We start from the raw sequence: 18095 nt of genomic DNA on the forward strand, positions 1-18095 counted from the left end.
GTATCCCACCCTTTGGAACATCGAGCGATATCTCGCGCGATGGGCTTCCGGAAAGTATAAAGCCCTGCGTGGTCACAAACGGCGTTCCCGGCACTGGCTCCTGCGCATTGCGCAACGCCAACCCCGGATGTTCGCCCACTGGCCGCTGTTGCACGGATATGGCTGAACAATGGGAGCCGGATGATGCGAGAGTATCACGTCCGGTTCTGAGAGAGCGCGGGGGTGAAAGTCCCCCGCGCCACTCGCCTTTTCGTGAAGATCAACGGCGAACGGCACTACTTGTGGCGGGCCGTCGATCATGAGGGCGAGGTGCTGGAAAGCTTCGCGACGACGACGCGAGACAAGAAAAGCGGCATTGAAATTCTTGAAGAAAACGATGCGGCGGTACGGCCGGCCACATATCTTCGTCACTGACAAGCTCCGCTCCTACGGTGCGGCGCTGAGGGAAGTCGGCGCAGCGGACCGGCAGGAAACTGGGCGCTGGCGGAACAACAGGGCGGAGAATTCGCACCTGCCGTTTCGACGACGAGAGCGGGCGATGCAACGCTTCCGACGCATGCGAAGTTTACAGATGTTCGCATCCGTCCACGCCTCCGTCTCAAACCATTTCAACTCGGAGCGCAGCTTCTTCCCCAGAGCCAACTTCAAGAAGAACCGCGCCGCTGCTCTCGCCGAGTGGCGTGAACTCGGCGCGGAATAAGGGACAGCGGTCCTGCCCTTGCGTAGACTGGTTCGAATCTGTCTGATGGTGTGGACGGCCCCACCCGAACGGCATCGCATTGTGCCATGTTGGTACTGTGTGAAAGCCAACAAAGGAGAGGAGCCGACCACATGGAGATTACAACACTCGGGATCGATCTGGCCAAGTCCGTGTTCCAGCTTCACGGGGTGGATGCGGATGGCGCTGTTGTCTTGCAGAAGAAACTGCGGCGTGGGGCGGTGCTCGAATTTCTCGGCAAGGGAGCCCTGCATGATCGGCATCGAAGCCTGTCCGACCTCACACTTCTGGGCGCGGGAGATTGCGGCGCTCGGCCATGAGGTCCGGTTGATCCCGCCCGCATACGTGAAGCCCTGTGTAAAGCGGCAGAAAAACGATGCGGCGGATGCCGAGGCGATCTGCGAGGCCGTTACGCGGCCGAAAATGCGCTTCGTGCCCGCCAAGACCGAAGAGCAGCAGAGCGTCCTGGTCCTGCATCGATCACGCGATCTTCTGATGCGGCAAAGGATCATGGTCCTCAATGCGATCCGGGCGCAGCTTGCGGAGTTCGGGATCGTCGTGGCCCAGGGTCCCGCAAGGATTGTCGCCCTGGTCAGGCGCCTTCGAGAGCCGGATGATCTGACCCTTCCGGCGATCGCCCGTTGCGCACTTCTGTCATTGGGGGTGCAACTCGAGCACCTGGCCGAAGAGATTCGAAGCATCGAGCGACAGTTGCTGGCCTGGCACCGGCAGAACGCAGCAAGCCAGCGGCTCGAAACGATCCCGGGCGTGGGCATCATCACCGCCACGGCGCTCGCCGCCAGCGTTCCCGATCCGGCGGTCTTCAAATCTGGCCGGCAGTTCGCGGCTTGGCTGGGGCTTGTGCCGCGACAGAACTCATCCGGCGGTAAGGACCGGCTAGGACGCGTTTCGAAGATGGGCAACGGCTACCTCCGCCGCCTGCTGGTCGTTGGCGCCACATCAGTGACGCGGCGCGCTGAAACCACTCACACACGAACCGGGGCCTGGGTCCGATCCCTTCTTGAACGCAAACCAACGAGGCTCGTCACCGTGGCTATCGCCAACAAGACCGCCCGAACCGCATGGGCCCTGCTTGCGAAGGGAGAAACCTACAGGGCCGAACCGGTCATTTGAACAAAGGAACGACACGCGGCGCAAACATCGCCGCGAAGAGATGCAAGGGCGAATGTGAGAGATGATGATCGAATGGATCCGCTGCTGGGACACCCCGAGGTGGTGTCAGGGCTTCGAAGCTCGCTGGTCTGATCGGGACCCGGCACGCGGACTTCATCAAGGCCAGCGGTCAATGGTGCCGCGCATAAAGGCCGGACAAATGACTGCAGCTTGCTTCGACCAAAGTCACACAAGAAATCCCTTGCAAAACCGGGGCCGTCCACAAATGACACCACCTTCGAATGCCGGCTCTTCCGTCGGAACCGCCAACTCTGGAAATGCGCCAGATCATGCTGGCGCGTCGGTGCTGTCATTCCGAATCGGGTCGGCTGGGTGGCGGCGGTCAGTCAGGGGGGGCTCGGGCGGGCTGCGGCGTCGCCCGCGGCCGCGGTCTCGGCCGGCGCAACGGGACCGAGAGCCAGATTCAGGTCGTGGGACCCGCCGTCCAGCGGCAGGAACACGACTGACCCGGGCGTGATGGGGAGGCCATCTAGCGTGGCCTCCGCATGGTCCGCTCTCTCGATCTGGATCCTGCTCGACGTGCCCGCCACTCGCAGCGTCATTGAAAACCCCGGCCAGTCCGAGGGGATGTTGGGTGCGATCCGCAGGCGGTCACAGTCTCGGGTCACGCCAAGGATACCTTCGACGGCCGCGCGGTGCATCCAGGCGGCCGAGCCCGTGTACCAGCTCCAGCCGCCGCGTCCGATATGCGGGGCAACAGAATAGACATCGGCGGCCACGGCATAGGGTTCGGTCTTGTAGCGTTGTACGCCCTCGGGCGTCCGGGCGTGGTTGATCGGATTGAGCATCGCGAAGAGGTCCACCGCGCGCTCGCCACGCCCCAGTCGCGCCCAGGCCAGGATGGACCACATTGCTGCATGGCTGTACTGCCCGCCATTCTCGCGCAGCCCGGGCGGATAGCCGGCGATGTAGCCCGGATCCTGCGAGCGCAAGTCGGGATCGGTTCCGAAGGGAGGAGTGAACAGCCGTGCCAAATCGTTTTCGCGGTCGATCAGATGGCTGTCCACTGCCTCCATCGCGCGTCGCGCGCGATCGGGATCGGCCTGTCCGGACAGCACCGCCCAGCTTTGCGGGATCGAGTCGATGCAACAGGCCGGGGAGCCGGCCGCTCCCAGCCATGTTCCGTCATCGAACGTCGCGCGGCGGTACCAGTCACCATCCCAGGCATGGGATTCCATGGATTGGCGCAGCGTTTCGGCCTGCGCGCGCCAGCGCCGTGCCCGGGCAGGGTCGTGCTTTTCCGCAAGCGGCACGAATGCTCCGAGTGTCTGTAGCAGCAGCCAGCCTAGCCAGACGCTTTCGCCGCGGCCGGCGGCGCCGACGCGGTTCATCCCGTCGTTCCAGTCGCCGCTGCCGATGAGCGGCAGGCCGTGCCGCCCGGTCAGGTCGAGCGCGCGGTCCAGACCGAGGGCGCAGTGATCGAAGAGGGACGCACCGTGGCCCGCATTGTCAGGAAGGAAGAACGCGTCGTGTTCGTTCTCTCCGAGGCGATGCCCTTCGATGAAGGGCACCTGTTCGTCCAGTATCGCCCTATCTCCCGTACTCGTCACATAGGCGGCGACAGCATGGCCCAGCCAGACGCAATCGTCGGAAATGCGCGTCCGCACCCCCTGGCCGGAATGCGGCAGCCACCAGTGCTGGACGTCGCCTTCCGGGAATTGGCGGGCCGCGACCCGCAGCAGATGCGCGCGGGTGCGGTCGGGGCGCGTCAGCATGAAAGCCATGTTGTCCTGCAACTGGTCGCGGAACCCATATGCTCCGCTTGCCTGGTAGAAGGCCGCACGCGCCTCGATCCGGCAGGCGAGCGCCTGATAGGGCAGCCAGCCGTTGACCATGATATCCATCGCCCGGTCCGGCGTTGTGATCTGGAGATCGCCCAGTGTTTCGTCCCAATAGGTCTGTACCGCGGCCAGTTCGGCTTGCATGTTGGCGGATCGGAGCTTTTTCAGAAGAGGGACGACCGCTGCCGCGTCGGTGCATTGGCCGAGGAGATGGACGATCTCGATGCTTTCGCCAGGGTCCAGGGTAAGTGTCTTTTTCAGCGCAAGGCAGGGATCGAGTCCCGCTCCGACCCGCCGCGACATCACGGCACCCAGACGCAACGCGGCGGGATCGGCATGACTGCCGTCGAAGCCCAGGAATTCGGCGCGATCTCCTGTCCACGCCTCGGCCGGACCGGTCGGCGCGTTGAGCGCCGCGAACATCACCCGGCCGGGAAAGGCGGTGTTCCACGGATTCTGGACCAGAAGCGCGCCTGTTTCCGGCTCATGCGAAGTTACGAGGAACGGGGCCGAGGCGGCGCGCGATTGACCCATGACGGGTTCGCTATAGGCGACTACGCTCAACCTCCGGGGCAGTGTCCCAGAATTGCGCAAGAGCAGCCGCGAGACCCTGACCGGATCGGCCCGCGGCACGAACTGAACCATATCGCAGTCTATGCCATCCACCTGATGCTCGAACCGGCTGTAGCCGAAACCGTGGCGCACGATGTGCGGACCAGCCCCCGCAGATAGCGGCAGAGGGCGCGCTGTCGGGGAAAACAACACGCCGCTTTCGTCGTCGCGGATGTAGATTGCCTCACCCGGAGGGTCTGCGACAGCGTCATTGGACCAGGGCGTCAGCTGGTTGTCGCGGCTGTTCTCGGCCCAGGCGAAGCCGCTGCCGCTGGCGGAGACCTGGAACCCGAAGCCCGGATTGGCGATCACATTGATCCATGGGGCAGGCGTGCTGTCCGATGGGCCGAGGCGGATGACATATTCTCGCCCCTCCCGGTCAAACCCGCCTGTACCATTGAAGAACTCGAGGTCCGCGCCGTCGGATTTCTGCTTGGTCTCGTCCTGATGCCGAGCAGTCCTGCCCCACCTGATTGCTCCTTGGCGGGGGGCATGGGGGGAGGGCGCATCGGTCCCGTCCTGTCGAGTGTCGACGGTCATGGAGACCGCCGTGACAGGATCGGCGAGAAGGGCGTCGAGCTGTTCGCCGATCTTGCCGCGCCGAGCCTGCATCACCACGCGCGATGCAGCCAGGAGCAGCGCCCTCGTATCTGCTGCGATCAGGTCGGAGCGCAACGCAAACACGGTACCCCGGGCCGGTCGCTTGTCGTCGCCGGGACGGGAATGGCTGCTGCGCAAGGCGATGTCGATGGCGATCTGCAGATCCTTGACATAGGAGGCCGGATGCTCGTTGAGGATCACGAGATCGACCGCAAGCTGCTTTCCCAGCCAGTATTCATGGGCCTGAAGCAAGGCACGAACCTGTCCGATATCGGCGGGATCGTCGATGCGCAGTACCACGATCGGCAGATCGCCGGAAATCGCGAGCGACCAAAGCCCGGATTGACGTCCGGCGCCCCGTATCAGGGTGGAAGATGGCAGGCGGAAACGGCGATCATGATAGAGGATCGGGGCGGCGAGGCGTTGGAAGTCGGCGGCTTCGGTCGGCGAGATGGCGAGATGGCGCAGTTGCACCTGAGCCTGGGTCCATGCCAGGGTCCGCGCGCGCTCATAGGCGCTACGGTCGTGGTGCCGGTCGATCAGATCCATCAACGCCTCGCGGCTGTCGGCAGCCACCATCCAGAGCAGAACCCGTGCGGTGCGTCCAGGCGCGATCAGAAGCCGGTTGCGCAGGGCGAAAACCGGGTCCAGCACCGTGCCCGTGATCCCGGCGAGAGGGGCCGGATCAGTTGTCGCGCGAGGCTGGGTCTGGTCGTGATCGCGGCCGAACGCGCTGTTGCGATCACTGTCATATTGCAGTGGCGCGACGGTCGTGCCCTCGACCACGGTGAACTGCGCCACCCAGATTTCCGGTTCCTCGGGGCTGCGCCGCCGGCGCCATGCAATCAACGCGCCGTATTCGGGCAGGAACTCGGTCTGAACGAACATCCGCGAGAAGGCCGGATGCGCCAGTTCTGAGGCCGGATCCGCCAGCGTCAACTCAACGTAGGACGTTACATCCAGTTCACGGGGTTTGCGCCCGCCATTGGTTACCGACAGGCGTCGCACCTCCGCATCCGCCTCGCCCGAGACGAGAACATCAAGCACCGTTTCGAGCTGGCCGGTCCGGGCGGTGAAGGTCGCGTGATCCTCAAAGAACTGCACGTCCTCCTCGTCGGCGGTATCCGGCGCGCCCGGTCCGAACCTCTGTTCGGAGCCGTCAGAGAGATCCCGGAGGTGCAGTGTGGTTCCGTGCTGGTCGCGTGTCGCGTCTTCGCGCCAGCGGGTGAGCGCAATATCGCCCCAGCGACTGTAACTGCCCCCCGTGGCGGTTAGCATCACTGCATAGCGGCCGTTGGACATGAGATGGGTGACTGTCGGTCCGCTCGGGCGACCGGCGACACGGCGACCCCAGTCTGCCTCCGACGGGGCGTGCGCGCGGGGCGTGGCGTAATCGAGCTGCGGCAAGGCACGGTCGATATCGCGCGGAAGCTTTTCCTGCAGTAGCAGTTCAGCAGCATGAACCATCGGTTCATGGTGGAACCTTTGGCGCATCATGCCACCGGTCAGTGCGTTGGCGATCGCCACGATGGTCATCCCTTGATGATGCGCCATGTAGCTTTGCACCACGGCAACGCGGCTACCCGGCAGCACGCGGTCGGGGGTAAAGTCGAGTGCTTCATAGAAGCCACAGGTCCCGAGGCCGCCTATGGCCTCCAGGTCTTCGTAGTTCCGTCGTGCGGCGCCGGGATCCAGCATCGCTGCCAGCCCGGTCGCATAGGGCGCAATTACCAGATCCTCGGCAAGCCCGCGCTTGAGCCCAAGCCCTGGCACACCGAAGGTGGAATACTGATAGTTGAATTGTACATCCCGCGCATTGAAGCCGGATTCCGATATGCCCCAAGGGACGCCTTGCGCCCTCCCGTAGGCGATCTGGCCCTCGACGATCAGCCGACATGTGCGGCCCAGCTGACCGCCTTCGGGTTCTCGCATCACCAGTCCTGGCATCAGGTATTCGAACATCGAGCCGGCCCAGGAGACGAGAACGGCGCCGCCACGGGCTGCGGTAACCGTCCGACCTAACCGGAACCAATGACGCTGGGGCAGATCCTGTTTGGCGATGGCGAAGAGGCTGGCCAGACGCGCCTCAGAGGCAAGGAGGTCGTAGCAAGAAGGGTCGAGACTGTTCTCATGTACCGAGTAGCCGATGGACAGCAGTTTGCGCTCGGGGTCGAGCAGGAAGCCGAAGTCCATGTCCATCGCGAGCCTCCGGGCCAGCGCACCCAGCCGACGCAATTGAGCGGCCAGAGCGGCATGGTCGGCCTCGCTCGATGCGGCATCTGTCGCAGCTTCGGCCAATCCGTCGCGAAGCAAGGACAGCCATTGGGGCGCATGGGAAGGCATAGCCGCCAGCGGCGGAGCAGCGCTTTCGGCCTTGGCCGCGAGGCGTTGCAGGAAGGGCCAGTTGACTTCAGCCTGCTTCAGGCCATCGCGCAGCGATCCGATCGCCTCGCTGCAAGAGTCATCGAGCGGGGCCTTGAGCCGCTCTGCGTCACGCTCCACCAGGTCAAGAAGATCGGCCAGCCCCTGAGATCTCTGATGTGTCGCCGGGCCGGGACGCGAGGCCCATTCTTCGCAGGCGTTGGCCAGTGCGATCAGATGGCCGGCCAGATTGCCGCTATCCACCGAGGAGATATAGGGCGGATCCAGAACCCGGCCGTCGCGCGTGTCGTACCAGTTGTAGAAATGTCCTTTTACCCGTGGAAGCGTTTCCATTGTGCCAAGGGTCGCGGTGATCCGGCTGGCTGCCTGGCGCAGGCCGATCCAGCCGAGATCTCGAGCTGTGACCGTGGCCAGAAGATAGAGCCCGATATTGGTGGGCGACGTGCGGTGCGCAAGCGTCGGGTGTGGCTGCTCCTGGAAGTTGTCGGGGGGCAGATGGCTGTCTTCTGGCGTGACGAACGTCTCGAAATAGTGCCACGTCCTGCGTGCGATCAGGCGCAAATTCTGTGCGTCCTGCGGGGTAAGGGCGGCGTCGGGTTGCGCCCGGGAGGGCTGACTGACGCGAAAGGCGATGAGCGGCGCGGCAAGCCAGAGGGCTGCAAAGGGCAGGATCAGGGGGAGCGCACCAGGGGCGGACAAGCCGGCCAAACCTGTGGCTGACAGTCCCAGCATGATCCCCGGCGCCATGGCACGGAAAAATCCCTGCAAATCGGGGCGCGGGGCGGCCGAGGCCGAAGCGGCCGTGGTCCATTCCAGAAGATGCCGCCGTGAAACCGTCAACCGCCAGAGTGTGCGGGCGATGGCATCGAGTGCGCGCCAGGCGGCGTCGGCGAGAAAGCTGACCGCCAGACCGGTTTGCAGCACGGCGAGCGAAAGGTCTTCCTGCATCAGGCGCAGGTGGTTGCCCATGTGAAGGCGGCGCTGATGCGGAACGGCGGAAAGGGCTGCGTGCAGGAAAGCGGGCAGGCTCATGGCGACCAGCGCCACAGCCGTCGCCAGCAAGGCCGCCGGTCCGGGCATAAGCCACCCCAGCGTCAGCAGGATAAGCGTAACCGGGGCCAACAACGAGCGGCGCAGCGTGTCCAGCACCTTGACTCGTCCCAGGGCGCCCAGCCCGCCTTTCCGGCCAAGCCAGGGCAGGAGTTGCCAGTCGCCGCGACACCAGCGATGGATGCGCCGCGCAGCGAGGTCCTGCCGGTCCGGAAAGGACTCGATCAGTTCCACGTCCGAGACGAGCCCGGCTCGAGCAAAGATACCTTCAAGAAGGTCGTGGCTGAGAAGTGTGTTTTCGGGCACGCGCCCGGTCATCGCCGCTTGGAACACATCGACATCGTAAATGCCCTTGCCGGTGAAAGAACCCTCACCGAAGAGATCCTGATAGATGTCCGACGCAGCGGCAGCATAGGGATCCATCCCGCCTGGACCCGAGGTCGCGCGCTGAAAAGCCGTGCCGTGCCGTTCCGGAGGCAGCGCGGGGGTAATCCTCGGCTGAAGAATCGCGTGACCAGCACTGACCCGCCTGAGGGTTGTGTCGAGGATCGGCTGGTTCAGCGGGTGCGCCATCTTGCCTATCAGCCGCAAGGCCGCGTCGCGAGGCATCCGGGTGTCGGAATCGAGCGTCAGGACGTATCGTACCCCGGGGGGCACGGCCGGCGCATGACCGTCTGCCGTGCGGTAGTTGGTATCGGCGGCACCGAGCAATAGGCGATTGAGCTCGTGCAGCTTGCCGCGTTTGCGTTCCCATCCCATCCAGACCTGTTCCGTGGCGTTGTAGCGGCGGTCACGATGCAGATGCAGAAAACGCTCGCCGGCAGGACCCGCGCCGTAGAGCTGGTTCAGGCGGGCCACTTCGACGTCGATCAATGCGATAAGCGGCGAATCCTCGGGCATGTGTTTTTCGGGAGCGTCCAGCCCATCGGTCAGGATGGCAAATGTCACATCTCCATGGGCACCGGATAAATAATGTACCTCCAGCCCTTCGAGCTGTTCGTTAAGGTCGGCGGCATTCGTCAGCATTGTCGGCACAACCACGAGCGTGCGCAGCGAGGCCGGTACACCGCTCTCAAGCGCCAGTCCCGGCAATGACGTGGCAGGCACAGCCCAGGCCACTATGGTATCAACGAGAAGTTGAGCGACGGCACTGGCCGGGATGACCGCTGCGATGAGCCAGAGCGCAAGCACTGTCCATGACACGGATGGGCCGGAAAGGGCCACAAGGCTCCACGCGCTTAGCGCGAGAAGCCCAAGGATGACACAAAGAATGCTGCCCAGGTATCCAGGGAGACCGGGTCGGAAGCGGAGGCGATTCCATCCCCTGTTTCGATAGCCGATCTGGCGTTCGAACGCCTCCCGGCCCTCGGCGAGGAGATGCCAGCCCGGATCACTTCTCCTCAGGATTTCCGCATCGGAAACCCGGCCGCCGTCCGCTTCCGGCGCAGCCATCGCAGTCGCCAGAACGCGCTCGGCCAAATCCAGTTCGCTATAGTCACTGTGGCGGGCGAGATCCTCGAGGGCGTTGCGGTACAGGTTGCGGCTGGCAAAATCCATCGCGGAAAATCCGGGATGCTCCCGCAGCTTCGTATCGACCAGGCTGACGCTTTCAAAGAGCTCTGGCCAGTCCGTCTCTGCGATCGTGCGCATGCTGGTGATGACGTTTCGCACGGTGACGTTCGATGCGCCCTGACGCTCCTGTGCATGCCGAACCGCCAGATCGACATTTGATCCCTGCTCGATCAGCCGATCCTCCAACCAGCCGATGGCCGGGGTCGTGACAGGGTCGCAGTCACGTAGCCGTTTCGCCAACTGCGCGGCAAAGATCTCGGAAAGGCGCTCCGACGCGCCAATATCTGCAGTAATACTACTCCCGGTCTGGGCAGAACTCAGGAGCCGGTCCGCAAGGGCATCCGCATTGAGGCGCATTCTGTGACCGAATTTGATCTGGTCGGCCAGCCGCCGCAGGTTTTCCAGAAGTACGAGGCGGAGCGTTATCGGAACCGCCCACAGCTCTCCTATGGTTAGGGGTTGCACCTGCTGATAGGCGCGCAGAAAGCGCGACAAGGCGGGTGCATCGAGATGGCTGTCCGTGTGGGCGACAAAGGCCCAGATCAGTTCGAACACACGCGGATAGCCGTGAAACGGCCCTTGGGCAAGTTTTGGCAGAAGCTTGTAGTAGCTGGGCGGCAAATCCGTACGGCAGTCGCGCACCTGCGCTTCGACCCTGTGGAAATTGTCGACCATCCACTGGGCGGCGGGGACAACTGATCTCCCTGCCGCCAACTCGGAGAGACAGGCATTGCGGGTCGCCCGCAGCGCAGTAGCATTATCGTCCAGTCGCTGGCGCAGTGATGCTACACGCGGTGCGGAGGCGCAAACGCGTTGCACCTCGGCCAAGCTCTTCGCATGTTGCTCCAGTCTTTCGATACCGAAAAGCTCGGCGCGTACCGGTGCGACGCTCTTCCAAGGCGAGGTGCGAGTGCGGCCGAGGTAGAGTTGAGGCGGAGCCCATGCACCCATACTAGAATCCTGCTGGCAAGCAGGCGAATTTGCCCACTTGCCCCGGGGATGCGCGTTTCGTGCCCCGGTCCAGGCGATCGCACAAGATGGCCCAGGTCAGGTCTTTTCCCCCTTCGACTTTGTGTTGATCGTCAAACCCTTGCTGAAGGAGGGTGCCGGAGCCGGTTCGGCCTTCTTCTGCTTCGGTTTCTTGTCCTCTCTGCCGCGACGGCTTCTGCCCTTCGCCATAGTATTCTCCTAAACAGTTGTTTTTATGTGAAATTTATCTCGCATGGATTATGCGGAGACAGCATGTGCCGCTGGCCGGGAATCCGGCGGCTGCGCTGTTGTACGTCAGTGCATTTTAGGAGTATCGCGGAGGTCTGCTGCTTCCGTGCTGATTCAAATCAGCGTTCGGCGGAAAGATCATTTGTGCTGGTGGTGTCAAGGCGATGAAACTTGAGCAGGGCAGGGTGGTCTCGTAGCGTCTTGGGATGACGAAAGACGACCCATTCAAGTATTTCCGGACAAGCCGGGAGATCATCCGCCTGGCCGTGATGCTCTATGTGCGCTTCTCGCTGTCGCTGAGGAATGTCGAGGACCTGCTGCACGAGCGCGGGATCGAAATCAGTCATGAATCCGTTCGGTTCTGGTGGAACAGGTTCGGACCGATGTTCGCCTCCGAGATCCGCATGAATCGCGCCGAGCGGCTGCGTTCCGGGCCGCAATGGTATTGGCATCTCGACGAAATGTTCGTGAAGATCAACGGTGAACGGCACTACTTGTGGCGGGCCGTCGACCAAGAGGGCGAGGTCCTCGAAAGCTATGTGACGAAGACACGCGACAAGAAGGCCGCATTGAAATTCTTGAAGAAAACAATGAAACGCTATGGTCGGCCGCACGTCTTCGTCACCGACAAGCTGCGGTCCTACAGTGCTGCGCTACGGGAGGTCGGCGCGGTGGACCGGCAGGAAACTGGGCGCTGGCTCAACAATCGGGCGGAGAACTCGCACCTGCCATTCCGACGACGAGAACGGGCGATGCAACGGTTCCGGCGGATGCGAAGTTTACAGATGTTCGCATCCGTCCACGCCTCGGTCTTCAACCATTTCAACTCGGAGCGCAGCTTCTCCCCCAGAGCCAACTTCAAGAAGAACCGCGCCGCTGCTCTCGCCGAGTGGCGTCAACTTGGTGCGGCATAAGGGACAGCGGTCCTGCCCTTGCGTAGACTGGTTCGAATCTGTCTGATGGTGTGGACGGCCCCACCCGAACGGCATCGCATTGTGCCATGTTGGTACTGTGTGAAAGCCAACAAAGGAGAGGAGCCGACCACATGGAGATTACAACACTCGGGATCGATCTGGCCAAGTCCGTGTTCCAGCTTCACGGGGTGGATGCGGATGGCGCTGTTGTCTTGCAGAAGAAACTGCGGCGTGGGGCGGTGCTCGAATTTCTCGGCAAGGGAGCCCTGCATGATCGGCATCGAAGCCTGTCCGACCTCACACTTCTGGGCGCGGGAGATTGCGGCGCTCGGCCATGAGGTCCGGTTGATCCCGCCCGCATACGTGAAGCCCTATGTAAAGCGGCAGAAAAACGATGCGGCGGATGCCGAGGCGATCTGCGAGGCCGTTACGCGGCCGAACATGCGCTTCGTGCCCGCCAAGACCGAAGAGCAGCAGAGCGTCCTGGTCCTGCATCGATCACGCGATCTTCTGATGCGGCAAAGGATCATGGTCCTCAATGCGATCCGGGCGCAGCTTGCGGAGTTCGGGATCGTCACGGCTCAAGGTCCCGCAAGGATTGTCGCCCTCGCCACGCGCCTGAGTGAGCCGGATGACCTGACCCTGCCGGCGATCGCCCGCTCCGCGCTTCTGACACTGGGGGCGCAACTCGAGCACCTGGCCGAAGAGATCCGAGGCATCGAGCGACAGCTGCTGGCCTGGCATCGGCAGAACGCAGCAAGCCAGCGGCTCGAAACGATCCCGGGCGTGGGCATCATCACCGCCACGGCGCTCGCCGCCAGCGTTCCCGATCCGGCAGTCTTCAAATCTGGCCGGCAGTTCGCGGCTTGGCTGGGGCTTGTGCCGCGACAGAACTCATCCGGCGGTAAGGACCGGCTAGGACGCGTTTCGAAGATGGGCAACGGCTACCTCCGCCGCCTGCTGGTCGTTGGCGCCACATCAGTGACGCGGCGCGCTGAAACCACTCACACACGAACCGGGGCCTGGGTCCGATCCCTTCTTGAACGCAAACCAACGAGGCTCGTCACCGTGGCTATCGCCAACAAGACCGCCCGAACCGCATGGGCCCTGCTTGCGAAGGGAGAAACCTACAGGGCCGAACCGGTCATTTGAACAAAGGAACGACACGCGGCGCAAACATCGCCGCGAAGAGATGCAAGGGCGAATGTGAGAGATGATGATCGAATGGATCCGCTGCTGGGACACCCCGAGGTGGTGTCAGGGCTTCGAAGCTCGCTGGTCTGATCGGGACCCGGCACGCGGACTTCATCAAGGCCAGCGGTCAATGGTGCCGCGCATAAAGGCCGGACAAATGACTGCAGCTTGCTTCGACCAAAGTCACACAAGAAATCCCTTGCAAAACCGGGGTCGTCCACAAATGACACCACCCTTGGAGGGGTTGGTGGCGGTGTCGGTCATGGATGTCCTGCCGATGTTCCGCCGATATGGCACCATTCCGGTGACCGGGCGCATTCACCACATCCGGCCACCCGGCGCGACAGACTGGTCGTTTGTCACGGACCCCGAGGAGGGGATCGAGGTGACGCTCGCCGACCTGATGATCCGTGGTGAGGAGGTCATTCGTTTCGAGGATCAGCATGACCTGTCGCGCCGTCCGGCCTCAGATATCGGGACCACCCCGAGATACGCCTGGGACGACGCATTCCTGGCTGAGATGTTGCGGATCCATGAGCAGGGCGTTCCGGCGACCCAGGCGGAATGGATCGGCCGGATTCAGGAGTGGTTCGCGATGAACTCGAAGAGCGGCGAGGTGCCGGACGAGCGAACGATCCGCCGGCGCCTCACCCCTGCCTGGAAGTCCCTGCAGATATCCGCCTGACATTGAGGGAGCAAGATGCGGGAGGGCTCAGCCAGCCCTCCGCGTCTCCTCCGTATCGTGCACCAGCTTCGGCCGGGGCCGGAAGGCGCTGGCCACGGCATCGACACCGGCCCGCAGCGGCGAGTCCATGAGGTGGGCATAGCGCTGGGTGGTCTGCGTCTGGCTGTGGCCCAAGAGCTTGCCTTTCATCTCCAGCGAGGCGCCACCGCTCACCAGGAGAGAGGCGAAGGTGTGTCGCAAATCGTGGATGCGAACATCGGGGATGTTCACCTCCTTCTGGAGCTGGCTCCAGAACCGGCGGATCTCCTTGACCGGCTGGCCGGGCACATCGCCCGGAAACAGCCACTGGGAACCGCGGGGTACCAGCATCTGGCGCTGTCGCACGATCGCCGCCGCCTCGTCCGAGATCGGCAGCCGGTGGATCTTTCGCTGCTTGGTCATGCTGGCGGGCTTTGTCCAGCTCAGGTGCTCAAGGTTGAAATGCTCGCAGCGGGCCTGCCGGACCTCTCCGACGCGGGCACCGGTCAGCATGCAGAGCCGGATGATGTCGGCAGCGCGGCGATCCTCAGCGGCGTCCAGCGCGGCGGCGAGCTTTCGGATCTCCTGCTGGTTCAGGAACCGCTCACGTGGGTTTTCGATCCGGCGGCGGAAGCCGGAGGCGGGGTCGTCGCCCCGCCAGCCCCAGCTCTGCGCATAGGTGAACATCTTGCGCAGCACCTCGCCGGTACGGTTGGCCCGGATCGGCGTGGGCTTCGCACCCTGAAGCTTTCGCGCGCGATTGTTGGGCTTGGCCTTCGAGGGCCGCGCCCGGCAGGCGGCGATCTTGTTCAGCAGCTTCTCGACATCGTAGGGGGTGGTCTCGGCCACCAGCTTGTTGCCCCAGTCCGGCGCCACCAGCTTCTTCAGCATCGATCTCTGATCCGAGGCATTGGTCGGCGCCAGGTTCGGCAGGTGCACATCGACATAGCGGTCGATCAGGTCCTGGAACCGCGGTGCCTCGCGTCCCTGTTCGCGCTGGGCCAGCGGGTCCTCTCCGGCGTCGATCTCGCGCCGCAGCTCCTTCGCTCGCTCCCGCGCCGCCGTCGTCGTCCATTCCGGCCAGCGCCCAATCGTCATCCGGCGCTGCCGGCCGGCATGGCGATAATCCACGGTGAACGCCCGGCTTCCGGACCTGTAGATGCAGACCGCGAAGCCCCGCACCTCGCTGTCGAAGATCTGGTAGTCGCGCCCCTCGGCCGGATCGGCGTCCCGGACGGTTTTCTCATTCAATCGCAGTCGGTTGACCATGCAACTCGCCTCCTTCGCTTCTGACATGACGCGTAGATTCGCGCCCATATCAAGCGAAGCAGACGGCAAGGGGTGGCGGGGTGGCGCAGGGTGGCGGAAAGACGGCGGTGGCGCGCCACCCCGGGGCGGTCCGGGTCATATTGGTCCGCCGAGTTTCGCAAATGGAAGCCGGGTCGGCGACGGTGGGAATTCGCTGCATCCTGAACAAAGGTCTGCCTTGCGGTGTAGTCCGTTCAACAAGAGACATCCGCCACCTGCCAAGCTCCAACGTCACGAGGGGCTTCAGTCGAGGTTCGACGGATTAATTTCTTTGAGTGCCATTGCCGCCGCCTGTGCCGGCCACCATCTGTATTGAATTGGCACTCAAGTTCGGAGAGTGCCAGTCCACTTCATGACATTTGCATCCACCTCAGGGAAACTCGAGAAGGAGTATTTCCGTGCCATTCATCCCTCTCCATGACCGGGTTCTGGTTCGTCGCATCGAAGGCGACGAGAAGACCAAGGGCGGGCTCATCATTCCCGATTCCGCAAAGGAAAAACCGCAGGAAGGCGAAGTTGTCTCCGTTGGCGCTGGCGCCAGGGGCGAAGATGGCGAGCGCATCGCCATGGATGTAAAGACCGGCGACAAGATCTTGTTCGGCAAGTGGTCCGGGTCTGAAATCAAACTCGACGGCGATGACCTCCTGATCATGAAGGAGAGTGACATCCTCGGCATTCTTGCCTGATCCCGACGCCGAAAACCTCTTTCAGGAGCACTCTACATGTCTGCAAAAGACGTAAGGTTCAGTACCGACGCCCGCAACCGGATGCTCAATGGCATCAACACGCTTTCCAACGCGGTCAAGATCACTCTCGGTCCCAAAGGTCGCAACGTCATTCTCGACAAATCATACGGCGCGCCGCGCATCACCAAGGACGGTGTGACCGTCGCGAAGGAAATCCAACTCTCGGACCCATTCGAGAACATGGGCGCGCAGATGGTTCGCGAGGTCGCCTCGCGCACAAATGACGAAGCCGGTGACGGCACAACTACTGCAACCGTCCTAGCGCAGGCGATCATCAAGGAAGGCTTGAAGTCGGTTGCGGCGGGCATGAACCCGATGGATCTCAAACGCGGCATCGACAAGGCCGTTGCCTTGGTGGTGGGCGAGGTCAAGGCAATGTCGCGCCCTGTCGGCGACAGCAACGAGATCGCCAAGGTGGGGGCCATTTCCGCGAACGGAGAGACCGCCATTGGGCAGCAGATCGCTGATGCGATGGCAAAGGTCGGTAACGACGGCGTCATTACGGTCGAAGAGAACAAGGGGCTGGAAACTGAGACTGAGGTGGTCGAGGGCATGCAGTTCGATCGTGGCTATCTCAGCCCCTACTTCATCACCAACACAGCCAAGATGACAGTCGAGCTGGAGGATTGCGTGATTCTGCTGCACGAGAAGAAGCTTTCGTCGCTGCAATCAATGGTGCCGCTGCTCGAGGCGGTCATTCAGGCCGACAAGCAGCTTTTGATCGTTGCCGAGGACATCGAGGGCGAGGCGCTCGCCACGCTGGTTGTCAACAAGCTTCGCGGCGGCCTCAAGGTCGCGGCCGTCAAGGCACCCGGTTTTGGGGATCGTCGCAAGGCGATGTTGGAAGACCTCGCCATCGTTACCGGCGGACAGGTGATCTCTGCCGAGTTGGGAACCAAGCTGGAGAAAGTTACGCTGGACATGCTTGGGGTCGCAAAAAGGGCCGTGATCACCAAGGATGACACCACTGTCATCGACGGTGCCGGCGACAAGGCGGCGATCGCATCCCGTGTGACCCAGATCCGAGCTCAGATGGAAGAGACAACTTCCGACTACGACAAAGAGAAGTTGCAGGAGCGGCTGGCCAAGCTTGCGGGCGGGATTGCCATCATCAAGGTTGGCGGCTCGACCGAGATCGAAGTGAAGGAGCGAAAGGACAGGGTGGACGATGCGCTGCATGCCACGCGCGCAGCAGTCGAAGAAGGCGTCGTGCCAGGAGGCGGTGTTGCTCTGGTGCATGCCGGCAAGGCCCTCGCCGGTCTCAAGGGTGAGAACGGGGATCAGGATGCCGGGATCAAGATCGTACGACGCGCCATCCAGGCGCCGTTGCGCCAGATCGCCGAAAACGCCGGCGTCGATGGATCGGTCGTTGCCGGACGGGTTATCGAGAATGACAGTATCGCCTTCGGTTTCGACGCGCAGTCGGAAACCTACGGCGATATGCTGAAGGCGGGCATCATCGACCCGACCAAGGTTGTCCGGATCTCGCTCGAATATGCGGCTTCGGTCGCGGGCTTGCTGATCACCACCGAAGCGATGGTCGCCGACAAGCCCCAGAAAGCCGGTGGCAGTGGGGGCATGTCCGAAATGGATGCCATGAGCGGCATGATGTAACTCTCGCGCCCCATCGGCCGAAAGGGTTTGGCCGATGGGGCAAAACTGAACTGGCGAATAGACCAGATCGATCGCCAAACATCACAATCACCCAGACTTGAGAGGAAACCAAATGTCCAAAGGCGACAAGAGCCGCGGGAACCGCGAAGCGAAGAAGCCGAAGAAGGTCAAGGAAAAGGTCGTTGCCACAGCTGACTTTTCCAAGGGGAAAGCGCCTGTATCGCTCGGCGAGAAAAAGAAGAAGTAGGCTTGCAGCGACGTCGCTCGGGGATCGTCTCAATTAAGAATTGGATTGTCCCCGAGCAATAGCTGCTTGCGAAGCAATCGTCGCACCGTCGTGGTGCGGGATAGGTCAGTTAGGTGGTGTCAGAAGAACGTGGCTTGAGATGGGGCAGGGGGCTGAGTAGCGTCCCCGGATGACCAAACGCGACCCGTTCAAATACTTCAAGACCAGCCCTGAGATCATCCGCCTGGCGGTGATGCTCTACG

The 18095-nt window shown here is 62.8% G+C and carries 7 protein-coding genes and 4 pseudogenes; 9 read left to right on the top strand and 2 right to left on the bottom strand.

Annotation, left to right across the window (positions count from 1 at the left end):
- Nucleotides 1-246 precede the first annotated feature (246 nt).
- Nucleotides 247-700: pseudogene (locus EU800_RS23295) on the top strand (transposase); the annotation flags it as partial.
- A gap of 131 nt (nt 701-831) precedes the next feature.
- Nucleotides 832-1852: pseudogene (locus tag EU800_RS23300) on the top strand (IS110 family transposase).
- A gap of 386 nt (nt 1853-2238) precedes the next feature.
- On the opposite strand, the gene EU800_RS23305 reads toward EU800_RS23300, so the two are convergent.
- On the bottom strand, nt 2239-10860 hold the full coding sequence (locus EU800_RS23305; RefSeq protein ID WP_165354816.1) for a GH36-type glycosyl hydrolase domain-containing protein: 8622 nt from the start codon (nt 10858-10860) through the stop codon (nt 2239-2241).
- Nucleotides 10861-11333: 473 nt separating this feature from the next.
- Here EU800_RS23305 and EU800_RS23310 point away from each other — a divergent pair, with 473 nt between their 5' ends.
- The 3 genes and pseudogenes from EU800_RS23310 to EU800_RS23320 all read left to right on the top strand — a co-directional run bounded on the left by EU800_RS23310 (nt 11334) and on the right by EU800_RS23320 (nt 13920).
- Nucleotides 11334-12041 (top strand): IS6 family transposase, encoded by a 708-nt coding sequence (locus tag EU800_RS23310; RefSeq protein WP_129635898.1) that lies wholly within the window; start codon nt 11334-11336, stop codon nt 12039-12041.
- A 131-nt stretch (nt 12042-12172) separates the two neighbouring features.
- Nucleotides 12173-13193: pseudogene (locus EU800_RS23315) on the top strand (IS110 family transposase).
- A gap of 265 nt (nt 13194-13458) precedes the next feature.
- Nucleotides 13459-13920: a hypothetical protein gene (locus tag EU800_RS23320; protein WP_129635899.1), complete on the top strand. Its 462-nt coding sequence runs from the start codon at nt 13459-13461 to the stop codon at nt 13918-13920.
- A 27-nt stretch (nt 13921-13947) separates the two neighbouring features.
- Here EU800_RS23320 and EU800_RS23325 read toward each other — a convergent pair whose 3' ends face one another.
- The gene (locus EU800_RS23325; protein WP_129635900.1) at nt 13948-15207 is read right to left on the bottom strand and encodes a site-specific integrase; all 1260 of its coding nucleotides are present in this window, start codon (nt 15205-15207) and stop codon (nt 13948-13950) included.
- 437 nt (nt 15208-15644) lie between these two features.
- Here EU800_RS23325 and groES point away from each other — a divergent pair, with 437 nt between their 5' ends.
- From groES to EU800_RS27720, 4 genes and pseudogenes are all read left to right on the top strand, one after another.
- A complete protein-coding gene (gene groES / locus EU800_RS23330; protein WP_129635901.1) occupies nt 15645-15932 on the top strand; it encodes a co-chaperone GroES in 288 nt (95 codons plus the stop codon).
- 36 nt (nt 15933-15968) lie between these two features.
- Entirely contained in the window at nt 15969-17606 is a 1638-nt protein-coding gene (gene groL / locus EU800_RS23335) for a chaperonin GroEL (RefSeq protein WP_129635902.1), read from the top strand.
- A gap of 112 nt (nt 17607-17718) precedes the next feature.
- Complete coding sequence (locus tag EU800_RS28995; RefSeq protein ID WP_256369788.1) at nt 17719-17853, top strand: hypothetical protein; 135 nt, start codon at nt 17719-17721, stop codon at nt 17851-17853.
- 169 nt (nt 17854-18022) lie between these two features.
- Nucleotides 18023-18095 (top strand): annotated as a pseudogene (locus tag EU800_RS27720) (IS6 family transposase); the annotation flags it as partial.

This window comes from Tropicimonas sp. IMCC6043, assembly GCF_004146235.1.
Lineage (GTDB): Bacteria > Pseudomonadota > Alphaproteobacteria > Rhodobacterales > Rhodobacteraceae > Tropicimonas.

Excerpts from the sequence above, each read along its gene's own strand:
- EU800_RS23310 (WP_129635898.1), top strand. The coding sequence starts at position 11,334 with ATGACGAAAGACGACCCATTCAAGTATTTCCGGACAAGCCGGGAGATC.
- groL (WP_129635902.1), top strand. The coding sequence starts at position 15,969 with ATGTCTGCAAAAGACGTAAGGTTCAGTACCGACGCCCGCAACCGGATG.
- EU800_RS23305 (WP_165354816.1), bottom strand. The coding sequence starts at position 10,860 with ATGGGTGCATGGGCTCCGCCTCAACTCTACCTCGGCCGCACTCGCACC.
- EU800_RS23320 (WP_129635899.1), top strand. The coding sequence starts at position 13,459 with ATGACACCACCCTTGGAGGGGTTGGTGGCGGTGTCGGTCATGGATGTC.
- EU800_RS23325 (WP_129635900.1), bottom strand. The coding sequence starts at position 15,207 with ATGGTCAACCGACTGCGATTGAATGAGAAAACCGTCCGGGACGCCGAT.
- EU800_RS28995 (WP_256369788.1), top strand. The coding sequence starts at position 17,719 with ATGTCCAAAGGCGACAAGAGCCGCGGGAACCGCGAAGCGAAGAAGCCG.